We start from the raw sequence: 18343 nt of genomic DNA on the forward strand, positions 1-18343 counted from the left end.
CCCGCATGCCCCGCACCATGGTTGGCCGCGCCGCGCTGCTGCTGGCCGCCTTCACCGCGCTGGCCACGCCGGCCAGCGCCGAACCCGATGAAGTGCTGCTGGGCCAGGCGCAGAACTACCCGCTGGGCACGGTCCGCACCTGGTACGACAACCCCTACCGTGTGGGTGCCTGGTCGGCGCTGAACAAGGTGCCCGGTATCCTGACCCGGGGGGTGCCACACGCGGCGCAGGCCAGCGCCTTGCCGCAGGCCGCGCAAGCGCCGGCCATCCGTTACCGCTATCGCAACCTCAGCTACACCCTGGCCGAGTACCTGGAGCGTCAGCGTGCGACCGGTTTGCTGGTGCTGAAAAACGGCGAAATCGTCGCCGAACATTACCGCTACGGCCGCAAGGACGATGCGCGCTTTTTGTCCTTCTCCATGGCCAAAAGCGTGACCTCCTTGCTGGTGGGCAAGGCCAACGCGCTGGGCCTGATCGCCTCGCTGGACGATCCGGCCGACAAATACGTCAGCGCCCTGGCCGGCAGCCCCTACGGCGCCACCACCATCCGCCAGCTGCTGCGCATGAGCTCCGGCCTCACGTTCACGGAACGTTATGACGGCCAGGACGATGTCGCACGTCTGGCGCGTGCGGGTGCCGGTGCCCCTGGCGCCGGCAAGCCGCTGGATGTGCTGAAGTCCATCACCGACCGGCATTCGCCGGCGGGTGAAAAATTTGTCTATGCCGGCGCCGAAACCGATGTGCTGGGCCGTGTGCTGGTCGCCGCCACCGGCAAAAACATGAGCGTACTCACCAAGGAGTGGCTGTGGCAACCCATGGGCGCGGAACACGACGCCTTCTGGCGTGTCGGTGTCGATGGGCAGGAACAAGCCCATGGCGCCTTCAATGCCAGCCTGCGTGACTGGGGCCGGCTGGGTTTGCTGCTGGCCCACGACGGCCAGGTGGGCACACAACAAGTGCTGCCACGCGACTACCTGCTGGACGCCACCGATCCCGCGCGCCAGCCGCCGGCGTTCAAACCGCGCCAGGCCACGCCGTATTTCGGTTATGGCTACCAGTTCTGGCTGATGCCGCTGAAGGCGCGCACGTTTGCGATGCAGGGCATCCACGGCCAGGCCGTTTACGTGCAGCCCGCCAGCGGCGTGGTGCTGGTGCTGACCTCGGTCTGGGAGCGTGCCAGCGGCCGGCAGGACGCCCAGCCTTATGAAGAGCGTGACGCCTTGTGGCGCGGCGTGTTGCAGTCGCTGGGCGGCAGCACGGCCGAATAAGCCACTTATCCAATATCTGAGAAAAAAGGAAACCATGGTCACGAAAAAACCCAAAGGCTTGGGCCGCGGATTGCAGGCTTTGTTGGGCCCCACCGTCGGCGAGTCGGCCAATGTGCTCGAAAACGGCCCGGGCAGCACCAGCAGTCCGGGGCTGCCGGCCTCCTTGCTGCTCAGCGACCTGGTCGCCGGCCAGTACCAGCCGCGCACCCGCATGGACGAAGGCGCGCTTTACGAGCTGGCCGAGTCCATCAAGGTCCAGGGCATCATGCAGCCCATTCTGGTGCGGCGCCTGAGCAGCGGTATCAACGACGGCAAATACGAAATCATTGCCGGCGAGCGGCGCTTCCGCGCCGCCAAAATTGCCGGCCTGGACAGCGTGCCGGTGCTGGTGCGCGACGTGCCCGACGAGTCGGCCGCGGCCATGGCGCTGATTGAAAACATCCAGCGTGAAGACCTGAACCCGCTGGAAGAGGCCCAAGGCCTGCAACGCCTGGTGAAAGAGTTTGGGCTCACTCACGAAATGGCGGCGCAGGCCGTCGGGCGTTCCCGCAGTGCCGCGTCCAACCTGCTGCGCCTGCTGAATCTGGCCGATCCGGTGCAGACCATGTTGATGGCCGGCGACATAGATATGGGCCATGCACGGGCCTTGTTGAGCCTGGACCGCGCCACGCAAATCACCGCTGGCAACCAGATTGCCGCGAAAAAAATGTCGGTGCGTGAAGCCGAAAGCCTGGTCAAAAAACTCAGCGCCGAGTTTTCCCTGAGGCCACAAAAAGTTCACAAGGAAAAATCCCGTGACACCCGCCGCGTCGAGGAAGAGCTGGCCGACCTGTTGATGGCCGAGGTCGAGGTGCGTGTCAAAAAGCAGGTCAAACGCAATGGCCGGCGTGAAGACATGGGCGAGCTGGCGATCCAGTTCAGCTCCCTGGATGAACTCAACGGATTGATCGAACGCCTGCGCGGCGGCAAATAAGCCGCGCCGGCTTTATTGCACCCAGGCGTCGCGTATCGCGCGCAGGTGCCGCAGATCGGTGCCGCAGCAACCGCCGAGTACATTGAGCGCGGGCAGGGGGGCACGCAAGCGGCGGTAACGGCCAGCCAGGTCCAGCGGGTCGCCGATGTCCAGTTCGGTCGCTGCGTCGAGTTCGGCATGGCTGCGTGTCGACGCGTTGGCGCGCAGGCCGCGAATACGCGCCGTCCAGGACCCGCCTGGCTCAAAACAGCTTGCCATATGAAGCGGGTGCGCACAATTGATGGCAAAGTAGGCCGGCGGCGTGTCTGCGTCCACGGTTTCGATGGCGGCGCGTAATGTCTCGCCGCTGGGCAGCCTACCGTCGGTTTCCAGCGTGAACGAGATCGCGAGCGGCAGACCCAGCAAGCGTGCGGCGCGCGCGATGCCGAGGGCCTCTGCGCTGGTGGTCATGGTGACCGCCGCCAGCATGTCCACGCCGCCGTCGCGCAACGCCTCGGCCTGTTCGCCGTGGTAGTCCGCCGCTGCGGCCACGTTGTCCGGCGCGTCGGCCTTGTACCCATCACCGCGCGGCCCGATGATGCCGCTGAGTACGATCGGACCCGCCAGGCGTGAGCGCCATTCATCGCGAAGTTCACTGACCAGATGTGTGGCGGCGATGTTGGCCTGCGCCAGCGCTGCGGGGTCGTAGCCGAGCAGGCGGCCCCAATCGGGATTGGCCCGCCAGGTCGGTGTTTCCAGCACGAACCCGGCTTGGGGTGTGGCGGCCGCCAGCGCCAGGTATGACCGGTAATAGGCGCGCAGTTGTTCGCATCCGGCAGGGTCGCGCAGCAACACAAAGGCCGCGAAGTGGGGGAGCAGGACGCCTTCGAGGAAGATCAGCGTTGTCTCAAGACCGCCGTCGCTCAGGAACAAGCCGCCGTCGAGTTGGGGAAGCGCGGGTTTGGGCATGGGTTCCACCAATCGCAAGGAAGTCTCAGCATCGGCTTGCGGCCGCAGGCAAGTACACCGGGGCTTTCAAAACATGGTGTTGCTGTTGGCCGCGGTTTTGGGCACCTGCTGCAGCACATCCCAGTGTTCGACAATTTTGCCCTCATGGTCGAGGCGGAAAATGTCGATGCCGGCCCAGTCGTCGCCGCCCGGCCATTCCTGGCGGCAGTGCAGGACCACGTAGTCGCCCTCGGCGATCACGCGTTTGAAGTGCACCCGTTTGCCGGGGTATTCCCTGGCCATATGTTCGAAGTAGGCAATGAAGGCCGGGATGCCATCGGCGACCTGTGGGTTGTGCTGGGTATAGGCCAGGCCGACGAAATGGCGCACCGCCTCGGCCGGCTGGCACTGGTTGAACATCAACTCGTAAAAACTCGTGACGTTGTGTTTGTTGCGTTCCAGTTGCGTGCTCATGCCCACTCCTTGTAGTTGAGTCTGCTGACCCGTCCGCTTACTGCTCGGGCTGGCGCCGCCTGAGGCCAAAAAACGCGGCGATCACCAGCACAACAAGCGCCAGCATGCCCAGCCGCGCCATCCAGACCAGGTTGGACGAGTCGCCACCGGCGCGCAAGCTTTTCACCTGCTCGGCGCTGACGCGGGCTTGCGGATTACCGTAACGTTGGCCCAGGTAGCTGCCCAGGGTGGCGATCTGGCGGTCGGACAGGGTTTTTGCAAAGGCTGGCATGCGGATTTCGGTCGTGTCGGCCTGGCGCTGAATGCCTTCCAGCATCACCATGACCAGGTTGTTGGTGTTGGCGCGGCCCAGCGCCGTGTTGTGGAACAGCGGCGGCAGGCCGCCGTCGAAACTGCCCTGGCCGCGGGCCTGGTGGCAGGTGGCGCAGTGTGCGTCGTAGAGTTGCGGGCCTGTCATCTCGTTGAGGTCCTTGGGCAGGGCCACGCCGCGCAGGCTGTTCAGATCGTCGGAGGCCTGGCCCCAGGCGTAAACCGCTTGGGTATCGGCCGCATCGCGTTGCGCCGGCACGGTTTTCAGATAGACCGCCATGGCGCGCAAATCGGCCTCGCTCAGGTGGCGCAGGCTGTGGTCAATCGCTTCGGCCATGGGGCCGGAGGCCTGGGCCTTGTTGGCGGCATAACCCTGACGCATATAACTCACCAGCTCTTGCTCGCTCCATCCACCTATGCCGCTGTTGCTGTCCGAGGTGATGTTGGGCGCATGCCAGGGGCCGACATCGCCGCCGCCCAGGTCGCGCGAGAAGTCCTCCGCCATCATCAGGTTGCGCGGGCTGTGGCAGGTGCTGCAATGTGCGAGTCCGCGTGCCAGGTAGGCGCCGCGGTTCCACGCGACACTTTGGCTGGCATCGGGGGAGAAGGTCCGGCTGTCGAGAAACAACAGGTTCCACGCGGCCATGGACAAGCGGATGTTGAAGGGGAAGGGCAGGGCTGTGGCCGGCGGCGCGCTATCGACGGGCGCAACCGCCTGCATGAAGTAGGCATACATGGCCTTGGCGTCGTCATCGGTGACCAGCGCGTAAGACGTGTAAGGCATGGCCGGGTAGAGGTGCTGCCCGTCCGCGCGCACGCCTTTGCGCAAGGCATCGGTGAACTGCGCCAGCGTGTAGTTGCCTATGCCGTGGGTTTTCGACGGCGTGATGTTGGTCGCCACGATGGCCCCCAGCGGCGTCGGCAGCAACAGGCCGCCGGCCATGGTTTTGCCGCCGGGGGCGGTGTGGCAGGCCACACAATCCCCGGCCGTGGCCAGGTATTGGCCGCGCTGGACCAGCGCGGGGTCGGCGTTAGCTGCTGCCTGGGCTGCAGCCGGGCCGTGAAGCGCCAGCAGCAGCGCGGCGAGAGGCAGGACCAGGTGCGTCAGCGCTTTCATCGCGTGGCCCCTTGCGTGGATGCAGCCGGGGTGCTGGGGGCTGCACTTTTCGGCAAGATGTGTTGCGCCGTGCGCAGCGCCACCGCCAGCCCGGTTTGTGTCGAGTTGCAGGTGCCAGCGGTCGGCAACACGCCGGTGCTGGTGATGAACAGGTTCTCGTGGTCATGGCAACGGCCGAACTCGTTGACGACGGAGGTTTTAGCGTCCTTGCCCATGCTCATGGTGCCGCAGATGTGCTGGTTGTTCGCGAAGCTGCCTTCCTTGCTGTAGCGCAGGTTGCTGCCGCCCATCAGTTCGGCAATACGCGCAAAGTCGGCCTTGGACACCTCGGCGCCTTTGCGTGTGTACTCGTCGATGGCGTAGTGCGCCTGCGGCTTGGGGATGCCCATGGCATCTTTCTGGTCGCTCAGGCTGATGCGGTTGTCCGGGTGCGGCAACACCTCCAGCACGTTCTTGACGTTGAGTTCATGTGCGGCGCTGTAGCGCAAGCGCTTTTCCAGCTCCGGGCCATAAATACCCTGGTCGATCAGGGACTGCGTGGCGCCGGCCACGCGCGAGATGTTGGTGAAGTCCAGGCGGTACGGTGCATGTTCGGCGCGGAAGGCGCCATCACGCAAGGTGTTGATGGAGTTGGGGCTTTGCGGTCCGCGCCCCAGCCACAACTCTTCTTCGGCATCGAAACTCAGCGAGGTGCTGGGGTGGTCCATCAGGTTGCGGCCCACCATGCCGGAGCTGTTGGCCAGGCCTTGAGGGTATTTGTCGCTGGCGGAGAGCAACAAGAGTCGTGGGCTTTCGATGCCATTGGCCGCCAGAATAAAAGTTTTGCCGGTGACGCGGTGGCTGGCCTTGTCGGGGTCGTAATAATGCACCGCCGCGATGCGCCCCTGCGCGTCATGTTCGATCCGGTAAACATTGGCATTCGGGACCAGTTTGGCGCCGGCAGCTTCGGCGTCTGCCGCCGCAATGCCGCCGTGGTACTGGGCATCAATCGGGCAAATCGGCTGGCAGCTGTTGTTGCCGCAGCAGGCGGGCCGGCCGGCGTAAGTGCGGCTGTTGCGAGCGACCGTGTTGCCCACCACCGCATAGACCGGTGCCAGCCGCTCACGCAGGCGGCGCATGGCATAAGGTTCGGCCACGGGCTGCATGGGGAACGGCTTGTTGCGCGGCGAGCCGGTGTTGGGCGCGCCTGCAACCCCCATGATCTCCTCGGCCTCCTGGTAATACGGGTCCAGCTCTTCGTAGCTGAAAGGCCAGTCAACCCCCACGCCATACAGACTCTTGATCCGCAAGTCGTTGGGCACCATGCGCCAGGCTTGTGCCGCCCAGTGCCAGCTTGTGCCGCCGACCACGCGGATGTATTCGGCGGGGTAAGGATAGGGGCCGGCCTGGACCAGGTAGCCGTCGTCCTTGGGCTGGTACACCGGATGGGGTGCCCAGGGGGCCGGCGGATAGGGCGACATCCAGTCGCTTTTGCGCGGGGAGTTGCGAAAACGCACAACGATTTCATCGCGCGTGACACGCGGCCCCACCTCCAGGATCAGCACGGAGGCACCGCGCTTTAAAAAATGCTGCGCCGTGATGGAGCCCAGGATTCCGGAGCCGATGACAACGAAGTCAGCCGACAACTGCTCTGCCATGTTGCGCTCCTCAGGTTGGTTTTTGTTCCCAGCTGGCGTAAACACCGTACGCGTAGGTCGGCGGTTTCAACCGATCTTCAACCACCGCGGCGTTGAGCGCATGTTCATAAGCCAGGCAACGCGCCTTGTCGCCGCTGCCGACGATGCCCATGAACCAGGCGGTGACGATTTTGCGCGGCAGCGCAGCGAGTGGCGACTGTTCGCTGTCCAGCAACTGCTGCAATTGCAGGGGATCGATTTTGCGTTCGTTGATCAGCGTGAGCAGGGCTTGGGCGCCCGCCGGAAAGCCGGGATCGTCCGCCTTTAACGCGTCATACAGGCGTGTCGCCAGAACGGTATCCAGCGCCTGGCGTCCGGCCAGCAGGGAAGAGACGGCGACAAACGAACCAAGCTCTGCGTTGGCCACCGGTTGCGCCAGCGCCCAGGGAATCAGGGAGGCAGTGTAGGCCGATAACAGGCCCACCAGCAAGACACGCCGTGTGGGCTGGGAAGGGCTGGCGGCGTTGTCCAGCAAGTCGTCGAGAGTATTCATCGCGCGTACCTGCCTTTGTGGTTTTATTTCTTGTTTTTGGCATCCTACGCTTTCCGGCCGAAATTGCAAAAACACAGCAGCCTTTCATGAGTCCAGCCGTGACCCGCGTACGAAGGCGGCATCGGCGGGCTTCGTAGGTACGCTGCGGCCTGAGACCAAAATTCAAGCCAAATATGCCTGTGGCCCTTGCCGGATAAGCGCAAGCAGCTATCAAAATGAAAGCATCGCCGGCGATGATCTTTCTCGGCGCTGCGCGTGTGTGAGGCCGAGTGGCCGTGATAATCGGTTTTTACTTATTATTTTGAAGGTGGTTTATGCGTTCTGGTGCCCTTGTCCATTTCCCATCTTTCCGCCCACGCGTGCTCGCCGTGGCGCTGGCCCTGGCCGCAGGCGCTGCGTACGCCGCCCCGGTGGCCGAGGTGTATACGCTGGCCCAGCAGCAGCAGCAGCCCCTGCTCGACACGCTGCGTGACCTGGTGCACATCGAATCGGGCAGCAAGGACATGGAAGGCCTGGCGAAGATCGCCGCGCTGGTGGCGGAGCGCTTCAAACAACTGGGCGGCCAGGTGCAGGTGTTGCAGCCCAGCGATGTCTACCGCATGGACGACACGCCGGAAAAGGTCGGCCCCATGGTGCAGGTAGAGTTCAAGGGCAAGGGCACACGCAAGATCATGATGATTGCGCACATGGACACGGTTTACCTGCGCGGCATGCTGAAAGACCAGCCCTTCCGCATCGACGGCGAGCGCGCCTACGGCCTCGGCATCTCGGACGACAAACAGGGCGTGGCGGCCATCATCCACACCGTGGCGATGCTGCAAAAACTCCAGTTCAAGGACTACGGCACACTCACCGTGCTGATCAACGGCGACGAGGAAATCAGCTCGCCCGGCGCGCGCAGCACCATCACCCGCGTGGCCGCGGACCAGGACGTGGTGTTGTCGTTTGAAGGCGGCGGCACCGACGGCAGCCTGCGCCTGGCGACCAGCGGTATTGGCGCGGCCTACCTGACGGTCGAAGGCAAATCGTCCCACGCCGGCGCCAAGCCCGAAGACGGCGTGAACGCGCTGTACGAGCTGTCGCACCAGTTGCTGCAGATGAAGGACTTGTCGAAGCCCGAAAATGGCCTGAAGCTGAACTGGACCGTGGCCCAGGTCGGCACCAACCGCAACGTGATCCCGGCCCTGGCCAAGGCCCAGGCCGATGCGCGCGCGCTCAAGGTGTCCGACTTCACCGCCCTGCAAACCGCGTTGCAGGACAAGGTCAAAAACAAGCTGCTGCCCGCCTCCAAGGTGCAGCTCAAGTTTGAAGTGCGCCGCCCACCGCTGGAAGCCACGGCCGCCAGCCGCAGCGTGGCCAAGCTCGGCCAGGCCATCTACGAAGAGCTGGGCCTGCCGATGAAGGTGCTTGATGTGGCAACCGGTGGCGGCACCGATGCCGCATTTGCCGCTTTGCAGACCAAGGGCGGCGTGGTTGAAGGCATGGGCCTGAGTGGTTATGGCGCACATTCGAACGACGCCGAATACGTGCAGATCAACACCATCGTGCCGCGCCTGTACCTGGCCACGCGCATGGTCATGGACCTGTCGCAAGGCAAGGCGAAATAAGGCAAGCCACATTTCAGGTGAAATTCGCCTGAAGTGCTTGCTAGACCAGAGCTGGCAGTCATCAAAAACAAAGCCCTGGCGAGGAAACTCGCCAGGGCTTTGTGCTGTCAGTGCTTGTCTGGTTGATCCGGCATCGTCATGCCGGCCGCAACTTGACGCCGGTTATTTCCCGCCGCGGCTGGCCTGGGCGACGTAGGCCGACAGCGCCTGGATTTGCGCTTCGCTCAAGCTGGCCTTGAAGGACGGCATGCTGCCCAGGCCATCGCGCAAGACCTTGGCGACACGCGCCGCATCGGGTTGCAATTCGTCCAGCACCGGGCCGACAGCGCCTTCCGCACCGGCGTCCTTGAGCGTGTGGCAGACCGCGCAGGCGGGCACAGAGGTGGTGAAGAGTTTTTTGCCGATGGCCAGTTGGTCGGCGTTGCCTGCGGCAGCGGCCAGGCCGCAGCTCAGCAGCAGCGCCGGCAGGGCCAGGGCGCGCAGGTGGCGGGAGGAGGAGGTCTTGAAAATCATGGCGATGGTGTTTTAAAAAGGAAGGGGGTTGCGTCAAGCAGCGGCCCACCCAGGCCCGGGGGCCAGGGTGTACCAGCGCTGTGAAACGGTAGTGGGCCGGCCGCTTAAGCCACAGTCACCTTGACCGCGTGGTCGGCCCAGCTGGTGTTGTTGTAGCCGCTCTGGTTTTCACCACGCGTCTCGGGCTGGACATTGCCGGCCAGGTCGGTGGCGCGGCTGGCCAGGGTGTGTGTGCCGGCGGGCAGCTTGGCCTGCAGCACGAACTGGCGCCAGGCGTATTTGCCCATGTCGGGGCCGACAAAGCGGGCCTTCTGCCAGGTCTTGCCGCCGTCGATAGACACGTCCACACCCTTGACGGCATGCAGGCCACCGAAGGCCACGCCCTGGATTTGCACCGCGCCGCCAGCGGCCAGCGTGCCGCTTTCGGGCAGGGGCGAGTTGATCCAGGACTTGACACTCATCTCCTGCACCGAAGGCTGGCTCGGGTCACCCTTGCCACCTGGGGGCGACATGCGGTAGCCGTGCGACATGATCTTGGCGTCGCTCTCCTGCGCCGTGAAGGCCAGTTGCTTGATGTACTTGATGTTGTTTACGCCCTGGTAACCCGGCACGATCAGACGCAGCGGCCCGCCATGGGCCAGCGGGATCGGTTCGCCGTTCATTTCCCAGGCCAGCAAGGCATCCTGCATGGCGGCGGCGGGCACCGAGCGCTCGACCATGATGCTTTTGGGGTCAATGCCTTCGGGCAGCTTTTCGCCGCCGGTTCCGGTCAGGTAACGCATGCCAGCGCTCACACCGCCCAGGGACTCGACCACGGCACGCACCGGCACGCCGCTCCAGACCACGCAGCCGGCGGCGCCCACCGTCCAGGGCGTGCCGCTGGGTTTGCTCGGGAAGAAGCCGCGGCCGTTGCCCGAACACTGCAACACCGTGGTCACGGTCTCCAGGCCCAGGGTCTTGAGTTCGCGCACGCTCAGCTTGCGCGGATTTTTCACGCCGCCGACGGCGATTTCCCAGGCGTCACGGTCGGCCACGATGGCGGCGTCGGGCGCCGGCAGGTTGTTGCGGATGTAGAGCTGGCTGCTGGGCGTGATGCCGCTGGTGCCGAAGGCGCTGCGTTTGGTCTCCAGCGTGGTGCTGCTGTGCACGATGACGTCGGACGCATTCTTCCAGCCCACATAGGCCGGCAGCGGCTTGGCCGCGGCGGCCTGCGCCAGCGCGCCTTGTGACCAGCTGGCCAGTCCGGCGGCGGCCAGCGCGGTGGCGCTGCCCGTGAGCAGGCGGCGGCGTGGCAGGGAAGTGAGGGCAACAGTCATGGAGTCTCCTGTGAAGGGGGTGGGGTGGGAAAAACAAAGGGCCCCAGCGGCGCGATCGCCGTGGGTGGACGAGGGGAGCTGACGCTGGACGAGATGGGCGGCGGCGCGGCCTGCAGCGCGGCTTGCGCCACACCCAGGGCTTTTTCTTTTTGTGCCACCAGCACCAGGGGTTTGCCGTTGCGCGCGGTGATGACTTGCCAATACACATTGCCCCACCAGCCGCTGGCTTCGGGCAGGGCGGTCGTATCGTCGAAGGCAAACACCGTGACCATGCCGCCTTTTTCAAAGAAGGAGGTCAGGTGGTAGGCCAGGTGGCCTTCGATGTCGCAGGGGCGAATCAGTTGCGGGTAACCCGGCAGCGCCTGTGTGGGACTCAGGCCCAGGTGTTGCAGGACTTGGCTGCTGTCGATGAAGCTGCCGCGCAAGGTGCGTTCGTAATATTCGTGTTCGATGGCGCTGCGCACCAGGGCCGGCGGGCGCATGGCCAGCACGGCCGTGGTCCCGGTGGCGGCCAGCAACAGGGCGGCCACCGCACGCTGCACACCGCGGCGCGACCACAGCGGCGTGTGGCGAAACAGTTGCGCGGGCGGTTGGCCGGGGTCGAAGGCGAGGGCCAGTTCGGCGCGGGCGCGCAAATCAAAGGCGCTGTCTGGGGGGCGTTGATTCGGCATCTCAGACCTTTCGCAGACGTCTGTCCAGGGACACCGGGGCCAAGGTGGCCGCGGTGAGGGCGGAGGCGGCGGGTCGCATCGCGGTTTTCAGCGCTTCACGCGCCCGCGCCAGTCGCGACAGCACGGTGCCGGGCGCGATTTCCAGCGCCTGCGCCATCTGCGCGGTGGGCATGTCGTCGAAATAAAACAGGACCAGCACCTCGCGGTGGATGGGCGCGATACGTGTCAGCGCCTTGACCACGTCCAGCTGGTCGTCCAGGCTGCCTTCGGGCGCGGTTTCGTCGGCCAGCAGGTCGGCGTCTTCCAGCGCCAGCGGCTGTGGCGCCATGTGACGCAAGGCGTGGCGCCGCATGATCTGGAACAGCCAGGCACGCGCCAGCGCCGGGTCGCGCAACTGCTTGCGGTGTTTCCAGGCGCTGGTGAAGCAGTCTTGCACCACGTCTTCCGCAACCGCGCGCGAGCCCATCAGCGCCCAGGCGCTGCGCAGCAAAAAGCGGTAGTGCTCGCGCACCCATTGGTTGTAGCGGGACTCCGCCGTCAGGATCATGCGCATAAGAGCGTGGAACGCGGTGTTTTATTCCCTCGGATGCAAAATAATTTTCGGTGGCGCCAGTAGCGGGCGCCTGAAATATCAAAATTGATAGCTGATCACGTAGATGGGGTGAGGGTTAGAGGTTGATTTGGCTTAAAAAATGGCTCCACAGGCAGGGCCTCGCGAAGCTATCGCGAGGCCCTGACGCGACACGCGGTCACAGCGTAAAAATCTTGCCGGGGTTCATGGTGTTTTTCGGGTCCAGCGCCCGTTTGATGGTGCGCATCATGTCCACCGCGCCGTCGCCGGCCTCGGTGACCAGGAAATCCATCTTGTGCAGGCCCACGCCGTGATCGCCGGTGCAAGTGTCTTCCAGGCTCAGGGCGCGCTGGCCCATTCCAAGGCATGACCGCCGACGATGAGCGATTCATGGACTGCTTGCAAGGCCGGTGAGAAGCGCGTCCAGGCCGGCGCGAAATTCAGTTTCAGCATCACTTTCGATGGCGGCGCCCGCGATCTCGATCAGGCAGGGATAACGCTCGCTCGGGAGGGCGCGAAAGCGGCTGATGGTCAGCTCTGCATCCCGCGGTTCTTTGGGCCGGACTGCGCGGCGTCCTCCGCACCGGCAAGCTGTATAAAAAGGCAGAAAACGGCGTGTTGGGGTTGCCGGCTGATTTCCTGGTTGACCCGCAAGGCCAGATCAAGGCATTGCATTACGGCACACATGCTTACGACAACTGGGACGCCGACGAGTTGTTGCGCCTGGCTGAGTAGCGAGATGCTGCGAACCCCCGTATTCTGGCGGGCATGAATCCCAACTACGACCCGGACAAGCCGCATCACCGCCCGCAAGGATTTCAGAACGTCCACACCGAGTTCACTCCGAAAAGCCTCGCCGAGGTGTTGCGCTGGCGCTGGAACGCATCGCGCCGGGGCCTGCCACCACCGCCGCAGGCGCCCACCCCCAGGCTGGCACCCGACCTTGATTTTTTGCACCGCAACGCCAAGGCGGCGGCCCAGATGCAGCCAGCGATCACCTGGATAGGCCACGCGACAGTGATGGCGCAACTGGGCGGGCTGACCTTGTTGACCGACCCGATCTTTTCGGAGCGCGCCTCACCGGTTTCCTTCCTGGGTCCGAAACGCCATCAGCCGCCCGGCATCCCGGTGCCTGACTTGCCGCATGTGGATCTGGTCCTGACCTCACACAACCACTATGACCATCTGGATGAAGCATCGGTGGATGCGCTGAACCGGCAGAGTGGCGGTCCGCCTTTGTTCATCGTGCCCTTGGGCCTCAAGTCTTGGTTGGCGGCGCGCGGCATTCACCACGCCGTGGAGCTGGACTGGTGGCAAAGCCATAGGCTGCAGGGACCCTGCGGCGAGGTGGAAGTCATGCTGGTACCGGCGCAACATTGGTCGGCGCGCGGCTTGGCCGACCGGATGACAACGCTGTGGGGCGGCTTTGCCGTCTTCGCACCAGACTGTCACCTTTTTTATGCGGGCGACACCGGCTACTCGCGGGACTTCACCGACATGCGCAGCCGTTTTGCGCCGCGGCAAAGGCCGGAGCAGGGCGGTGGCTTCGATATCGCTTTGCTCCCCATCGGGTCCTATGAGCCGCGCTGGTTCATGGCGACGCAACATGTGAATGCAGAAGAAGCAGTCAAGATCCACCGCGACCTCGGCGCGAAGCAGTCGCTCGGTGTGCATTGGGGCACGTTTGAATTGACCGACGAGGCGCTGGACGAGCCGCCCAGAGCCCTGGCGGCCGAGCGCCGTACCCAAGGCGTGTCGGACGAAGCGTTTCTTGTCATGGCGATTGGCGAGACGCGCGTGCTCAAACCCCGTTATCGCTACTGATCGCGTTGGTGGGCAATTTGATCCGCCTGAGCACCCGCTTTGGGCCCATTTCCGTCTTTCGAGTCAGCAAGGCACTGATGTACATCTTGTGCTTGATAGAGCGCACGGGGCCGCAGAAATGCGCACACCACTTGTCGCAATTCGCTTTCTAGCTAGCCGCCACGAACTTGCAAATCTCGCTTGAATACTCTCGGAGAAACGCTTGCTTGTTGGGTAGCGACTCCGTGGTGTGTGGCGGCGGGATGTCCATAAACGAGAAATGGCCGGCCCCTTCGGTGATGCGGACATCCACTGCGGTCCAATCGCGCATGGCACGCGCCAGCCATTCCGTTTGGGCTGGAGGAGTGATGCTATCCGCCGAGCCCACCCAGGCCAAAACCGGGATTCGTACGGCATCGAGTGCTGCCGGAGCTTGAAAAAATCCGGTTGGTGGTGCCAAAAGGGCTAGACGAGCCAAGCGGCTGTCCGGTGCGATGCTGACGCGCCGACCTGGCCCCAACCACATTTGACCTCCGGCCATCGTGACGAGGGTAGCTGCACCAATCGAATGCCCCACACCTATTGCTTTAGCGGTGGGTTCAACGAATGCGTCGAGTGTGAGCGAGAGGCGTCTTGCCCGGAGGGTCAACTCCTCCATTGTTGGGGTGGTCGAAGCAAGTCGATCGAAATGCGGTGCGACGACCGTGCACCCAGATTCAGTCAAGGCGTCCAGGAGCGTAGAGAGCCGTTCCGGCTGACCACCCAATCCCACTGCGAAAAGGACCACCGGAGAACCTGGGGCGGCTTTGCGCACTGAGACCTCAAATGAATGAACTCCGTCTTGCAGCGTCTGCGTCAACATTGAAAATTGCTCCTCTTGGCAAGTGATTTCGATAGGGCTTTATGCGATGTATTGGACGTCAAGCACTTTCATCGTGACCGTCCCAGCGTCTGCTCATCGGCAGATTCTGTGCGGATGCCGGGAGTCCGCTGCTGGCCGTGTGCCGTCGTCCTAAGGTGCCTTGGAGGAGAAAACTCTGACCATGAACCAAGGCGGAGGAACTGCAACCACAGTAAACAGGAGGAGATGCCAACCATAGCGACTGCTGTACCCGACCAGGAACGGACGTGACGTTAATTGTGTGGATGCCCCGGAAACTGCTTTGCCTCGTCACATATGCCGTACCAATTTGGCTTCTCTTTGACAAACTCATGAAAAAGATTGGTTAGGGCCAGTTCGTCGTCGAAGCAATTGGCTGCCACTGGGAAGGACTCGCTGCTGGACGTTACCTCACCAAGAGCCGTACCACAGTGCAAACAGAAGCAGCGGTTGTACTTGTAAGGAGCTTCTGGCTTGAAGGTGGCGATGGAGTCCGAGCCGGAAACGAGTTCGAAAGAGTCACGTTTTACGAATACAAACGTAGTGGCACCAACTTTGCGGCAGCGAGTGCAATGACATGTACCCATCATCGTTGGTGGACTAGACAGCGTGAACTTGATGGCTCCGCAGCAGCAGCTACCTTTAAGCATTTCTTCCCTCTCGTTGAAAAAGAATAACTGTACATAAATACAGTTATTTTGACAACAGCTATTGCCTTCGGTTTTGCAGATGGTGTTGGTTTTTTGGGTGAGGCGCGAATGCTCGATTTGGGTCGAGAGCGGCATCGAGCAGCTGTTTTCTGGGATCTACATTGAATGGCAGGTGATGGCCGACTGTAGCCTCAGCTTGCCGGGAACTAACGTCGTTTCTTGGAGACTTTGACGACGCGCTTTTCAGCAATCCCTAGTGCCGCACGAGCGAGTGCATCAGCTTCGCTGTTTCGATGGCGCGGTATCCACACCAGGTTTGCCTGGTCGAACGAATTGAACAGTGTTCGCGCTTCATCAAACAAGGAAGCCAGTCGGGCAATCGGCTTGGCTGTGCCGCTGACCTGTTCGACAACGACACTGTTGTCGCAATGGATGAGAAGCGTGTCCGCACCACGTAACTTCAGTTCCTGAAGAGTCGCCAGCAGCGCTTTTAGCTCCGCTTCATTGTTGCAGCCGTCCTCATGCGCCGCTTGCGAAAGCGTGTGACGCGTGCCATCAGGCTCGGTAAACACCGCTCCAAGGCCGATACGACCGGGGTTGGGAACGGCGCTGCCATCACAGTAAACAACCCAAGGATTCATGTGCAATGTCCGCTTTTGGCTGTATTCTGCCTTGTCTTCTGGGGTGTCACGGGTGCTCGCCGGTTACAGCCCATGAAAGACATAGAACGCAGATACGGGCGCTTCGAGCTCGAGAGCTTGGAATGGAAAGCACAAGGAAAGCTCATCCAGAGTCGATTGATTGGCAAGCCGACGCAGGAATGGAGCCGCCAAGCCTTGCTTCACCGCCCCATGTCTATCCAGAAACTGGCCCCACAGCGGCATGTTTCTAAATCGTGGTCCGGTCACCACTGCCGTAGCGAGATACGCCTCCGGGAAGAGCCGTCGATAGGCAGTAAGGTTGTATAACCACGACGTCCCCACCACTCGTGCCTGCGGATGCTCACTTTGGCGGACCATCGAAAATAGTGTCCGTAGCTCAGCCAGCCTATGCTCGCGACGCTCCAACGCCAACGGGGAATGCCCCTCAGTTTCAGTGTTCTGGAAGTGAAGGCGGATGTGGTCGCTACCCAAGCGGGCGTATGAGAAGCAGCCAACGCTCGCAATGACCGATGGCGGCCTGACATCTTGGCGACAAGCCCGATAGAAGCTGAATGTCCAGTCTTCCTGGTCCGTCGGGCGCTCCAGGCCATTCAGATATTCCCGCCAAGCTGGATGGGCAGCGTCGAACTCGCGGCCGAGGCCAAATCGAATATAAAAGTTCGTGTAATCGAGGAGCGCGCTTGCCAGAGGCATCCCCGACAGCGTCGCCACGCGGGACGCGAAGTGAAATTGAAGGTCGAAGAACTGTTTGCTATAGGGCATGTCGAGCGCTCATCAGAGCGCCTGCTTGCATCGACCGGTTGAATCCGCCGCCGATACCGGGCATTGGCGAATTGGGCGTCGCATGAGGGCGGCGCAAGCGCTACTGAATCAAAAACGGTTTGTCCGGGGCATTTATGGGTCAAGCCGAGGTTTTGCCCTCGTTGGTTGTGCGTTTACAGCCATCAAAAAAAGAGCGATCCGATTGTGCCCCGACGCTCACAGCGTGAAAATCTTGCCCGGGTTCATGATGTTTTTCGGATCGAGTGCACGCTTGATGGTGCGCATCATGTCGACCGCGCCGTTGCCGGCTTCGGTGACCAGGAATTCCATCTTGTGCAGGCCCACGCCGTGTTCGCCGGTGCACGTGCCTTCCAGGCTCAGGGCGCGCTCCACCAGTTTGTGGTTCAGGGCTTCGGCGACTTCGCGTTCTTCGGGAATGGTCGGATCGATCAGGTAGCCGAAGTGGAAGTTGCCGTCGCCCACATGGCCGACCAGGAAATAAGGGATGCCGCTGGCATCCACCTCGGCCACGGATTCCAGCAGGCAATCGGCCAGGCGCGAGATCGGCACGCAGGTGTCGGTGGAAATGGCGCGGCAGCCGGGCCGGCTCTGGATGGCCGCAAAGTAGGCGTTGTGCCGAGCCGTCCACAGCCGTGTGCGTTCTTCGGGCGTGCTGGCCCATTCAAAAGCGTTGCCGCCATGGCCGCTGGCAATTTCCTGCACCAGCTCGGCCTGTTCTTTCACGCTGCTGGGTGAACCGTGAAACTCCATCAGCAACATGGGTTCTTCGCGCAAGCCGAGTTTGCTGTGGGCGTTGACCATGCGCACGGTGTTGTGGTCTATCAGTTCCACGCGCGCAATCGGCACACCCAGCTGAATCACTTCAATCGTGGTGCGCACGGCGGCTTCGATGCTGGGGAAAGAGCAGATCGCGGCCGAGATCGCTTCCGGCAAGGGGTAAAGCTTGACGGTGACTTCGGTGATCACGCCCAAAGTGCCTTCGCTGCCCACCATCAGGCGGGTCAGGTCATAACCGGCCGATGATTTTTTGGCGCGTGTGCCGGTGCGTATGACCTCGCCGCTGGCGGTTACCACTTCCAGTGCCAGCACGTTTTCACGCATGGTGCCGTAACGCACGGCGTTGGTGCCGCTGGCGCGGGTCGCGCTCATGCCGCCCAAGGTCGCATCGGCGCCCGGGTCAATCGGGAAAAACAGGCCGGTGCTTTTGACTTCTTCGTTGAGCTGTTTGCGTGTCACGCCGGGCTGCACGGTCACCGTCAAATCTTCGGCGTTGATATGCAGCACCTTGTTCATGCGGCTCAGGTCGATGCTGATGCCGCCCTGCACGGCCAGCAAATGGCCTTCCAGCGAGGTGCCGACACCAAAAGGAATCACCGGAACGTTGTACTGGCTGGCCAGTTTCACGGCATCGGCCACGTCGGTGGTGTTTTCGGCGAACACCACGGCGGCGGGTGGTGGCGCGGCAAACGAGGATTCGTCGCGGCCATGCTGCTCGCGCACCACCAGGGCGGTGGAACAACGTTCGGCAAAACGGGTCTTCAGCGCGTCTATCAGCGCTGAGGGCGTGTCGCGCAGATTGAGTTGGGGCAGCAGGTGATCGGGATGGATGGGGGCGTTCATTGTGTCTCCAATTTGAGTTTCTTATTTTCA

General features: G+C 62.8%; 18 protein-coding genes and 1 pseudogene. 4 read left to right on the top strand and 15 right to left on the bottom strand.

Annotated elements, in window-relative coordinates:
- Positions 1 to 5: 5 nt before the first annotated feature.
- Positions 6 to 1268: a serine hydrolase domain-containing protein gene (locus tag R6254_RS02005; RefSeq protein ID WP_318403997.1), complete on the top strand. Its 1263-nt coding sequence runs from the start codon at positions 6 to 8 to the stop codon at positions 1266 to 1268.
- Between the two features lie 34 nt (positions 1269 to 1302).
- Positions 1303 to 2241 (top strand): ParB/RepB/Spo0J family partition protein, encoded by a 939-nt coding sequence (locus R6254_RS02010; RefSeq protein WP_318403999.1) that lies wholly within the window; start codon positions 1303 to 1305, stop codon positions 2239 to 2241.
- Positions 2242 to 2253: 12 nt separating this feature from the next.
- On the opposite strand, the gene R6254_RS02015 is transcribed toward R6254_RS02010, so the two are convergent.
- The 5 genes from R6254_RS02015 to R6254_RS02035 all read right to left on the bottom strand — a co-directional run bounded on the left by R6254_RS02015 (position 2254) and on the right by R6254_RS02035 (position 7237).
- Positions 2254 to 3189 carry a homocysteine S-methyltransferase family protein gene (locus R6254_RS02015; protein WP_318404001.1) on the bottom strand — a complete coding sequence of 312 codons (936 nt, stop codon included), beginning with the start codon at positions 3187 to 3189 and terminating at the stop codon, positions 2254 to 2256.
- Between the two features lie 66 nt (positions 3190 to 3255).
- Positions 3256 to 3642 carry a nuclear transport factor 2 family protein gene (locus tag R6254_RS02020; protein WP_318404003.1) on the bottom strand — a complete coding sequence of 129 codons (387 nt, stop codon included), beginning with the start codon at positions 3640 to 3642 and terminating at the stop codon, positions 3256 to 3258.
- A 37-nt stretch (positions 3643 to 3679) separates the two neighbouring features.
- On the bottom strand, positions 3680 to 5068 hold the full coding sequence (locus R6254_RS02025; RefSeq protein WP_318404005.1) for a c-type cytochrome: 1389 nt from the start codon (positions 5066 to 5068) through the stop codon (positions 3680 to 3682).
- Positions 5065 to 6705, bottom strand: coding sequence for a GMC family oxidoreductase (locus tag R6254_RS02030; protein ID WP_318404006.1), 1641 nt, complete (start codon positions 6703 to 6705; stop codon positions 5065 to 5067). Before R6254_RS02030 ends, R6254_RS02025 begins: the two co-directional genes overlap by 4 nt.
- A gap of 10 nt (positions 6706 to 6715) precedes the next feature.
- Positions 6716 to 7237, bottom strand: coding sequence for a sugar dehydrogenase complex small subunit (locus R6254_RS02035; protein ID WP_318404008.1), 522 nt, complete (start codon positions 7235 to 7237; stop codon positions 6716 to 6718).
- 314 nt (positions 7238 to 7551) lie between these two features.
- Between R6254_RS02035 and R6254_RS02040 the strand changes: the two genes are divergently transcribed.
- Positions 7552 to 8844 (top strand): M20/M25/M40 family metallo-hydrolase, encoded by a 1293-nt coding sequence (locus tag R6254_RS02040; protein WP_318404010.1) that lies wholly within the window; start codon positions 7552 to 7554, stop codon positions 8842 to 8844.
- 162 nt (positions 8845 to 9006) lie between these two features.
- Here R6254_RS02040 and sorU read toward each other — a convergent pair whose 3' ends face one another.
- The 5 genes and pseudogenes from sorU to R6254_RS02065 form a co-directional block, all read right to left on the bottom strand.
- Complete coding sequence (gene sorU, locus R6254_RS02045; protein ID WP_318404011.1) at positions 9007 to 9357, bottom strand: SorU family sulfite dehydrogenase c-type cytochrome subunit; 351 nt, start codon at positions 9355 to 9357, stop codon at positions 9007 to 9009.
- A gap of 104 nt (positions 9358 to 9461) precedes the next feature.
- Entirely contained in the window at positions 9462 to 10673 is a 1212-nt protein-coding gene (sorT, locus tag R6254_RS02050; protein WP_318404012.1) for a SorT family sulfite dehydrogenase catalytic subunit, read from the bottom strand.
- Positions 10670 to 11344 carry a hypothetical protein gene (locus R6254_RS02055; protein ID WP_318404014.1) on the bottom strand — a complete coding sequence of 225 codons (675 nt, stop codon included), beginning with the start codon at positions 11342 to 11344 and terminating at the stop codon, positions 10670 to 10672. The genes sorT and R6254_RS02055 overlap by 4 nt, the downstream gene beginning before the upstream one ends.
- Before the next feature lies 1 nt (position 11345).
- Positions 11346 to 11891: an RNA polymerase sigma factor gene (locus tag R6254_RS02060; RefSeq protein ID WP_318404348.1), complete on the bottom strand. Its 546-nt coding sequence runs from the start codon at positions 11889 to 11891 to the stop codon at positions 11346 to 11348.
- A 202-nt stretch (positions 11892 to 12093) separates the two neighbouring features.
- A pseudogene (locus R6254_RS02065) lies at positions 12094 to 12264 on the bottom strand (FAD-linked oxidase C-terminal domain-containing protein); the annotation flags it as partial.
- Positions 12265 to 12683: 419 nt separating this feature from the next.
- Between R6254_RS02065 and R6254_RS02070 the strand changes: the two are divergent.
- Positions 12684 to 13739 carry an MBL fold metallo-hydrolase gene (locus tag R6254_RS02070; protein WP_318404016.1) on the top strand — a complete coding sequence of 352 codons (1056 nt, stop codon included), beginning with the start codon at positions 12684 to 12686 and terminating at the stop codon, positions 13737 to 13739.
- Positions 13740 to 13887: 148 nt separating this feature from the next.
- Here R6254_RS02070 and R6254_RS02075 read toward each other — a convergent pair whose 3' ends face one another.
- From R6254_RS02075 to R6254_RS02095, 5 genes are all read right to left on the bottom strand, one after another.
- A complete protein-coding gene (locus R6254_RS02075; RefSeq protein ID WP_318404017.1) occupies positions 13888 to 14580 on the bottom strand; it encodes an alpha/beta hydrolase in 693 nt (230 codons plus the stop codon).
- A 272-nt stretch (positions 14581 to 14852) separates the two neighbouring features.
- The gene (locus R6254_RS02080) at positions 14853 to 15383 is read right to left on the bottom strand and encodes a GFA family protein (protein ID WP_318404018.1); all 531 of its coding nucleotides are present in this window, start codon (positions 15381 to 15383) and stop codon (positions 14853 to 14855) included.
- A 71-nt stretch (positions 15384 to 15454) separates the two neighbouring features.
- The gene (locus R6254_RS02085) at positions 15455 to 15889 is read right to left on the bottom strand and encodes a ribonuclease HI family protein (protein WP_318404019.1); all 435 of its coding nucleotides are present in this window, start codon (positions 15887 to 15889) and stop codon (positions 15455 to 15457) included.
- Between the two features lie 63 nt (positions 15890 to 15952).
- Entirely contained in the window at positions 15953 to 16672 is a 720-nt protein-coding gene (locus R6254_RS02090; RefSeq protein WP_318404021.1) for a hypothetical protein, read from the bottom strand.
- Positions 16673 to 16888: 216 nt separating this feature from the next.
- Positions 16889 to 18313, bottom strand: a complete 1425-nt coding sequence (locus R6254_RS02095) for an FAD-binding oxidoreductase (protein ID WP_318404023.1) — start codon at positions 18311 to 18313, stop codon at positions 16889 to 16891.
- Between the last annotated feature and the right edge of the window lie 30 nt (positions 18314 to 18343).

Source organism: Polaromonas potterensis (assembly GCF_033446725.1).
In the GTDB taxonomy this organism is placed as follows: Bacteria; Pseudomonadota; Gammaproteobacteria; order Burkholderiales; family Burkholderiaceae_C; genus Polaromonas.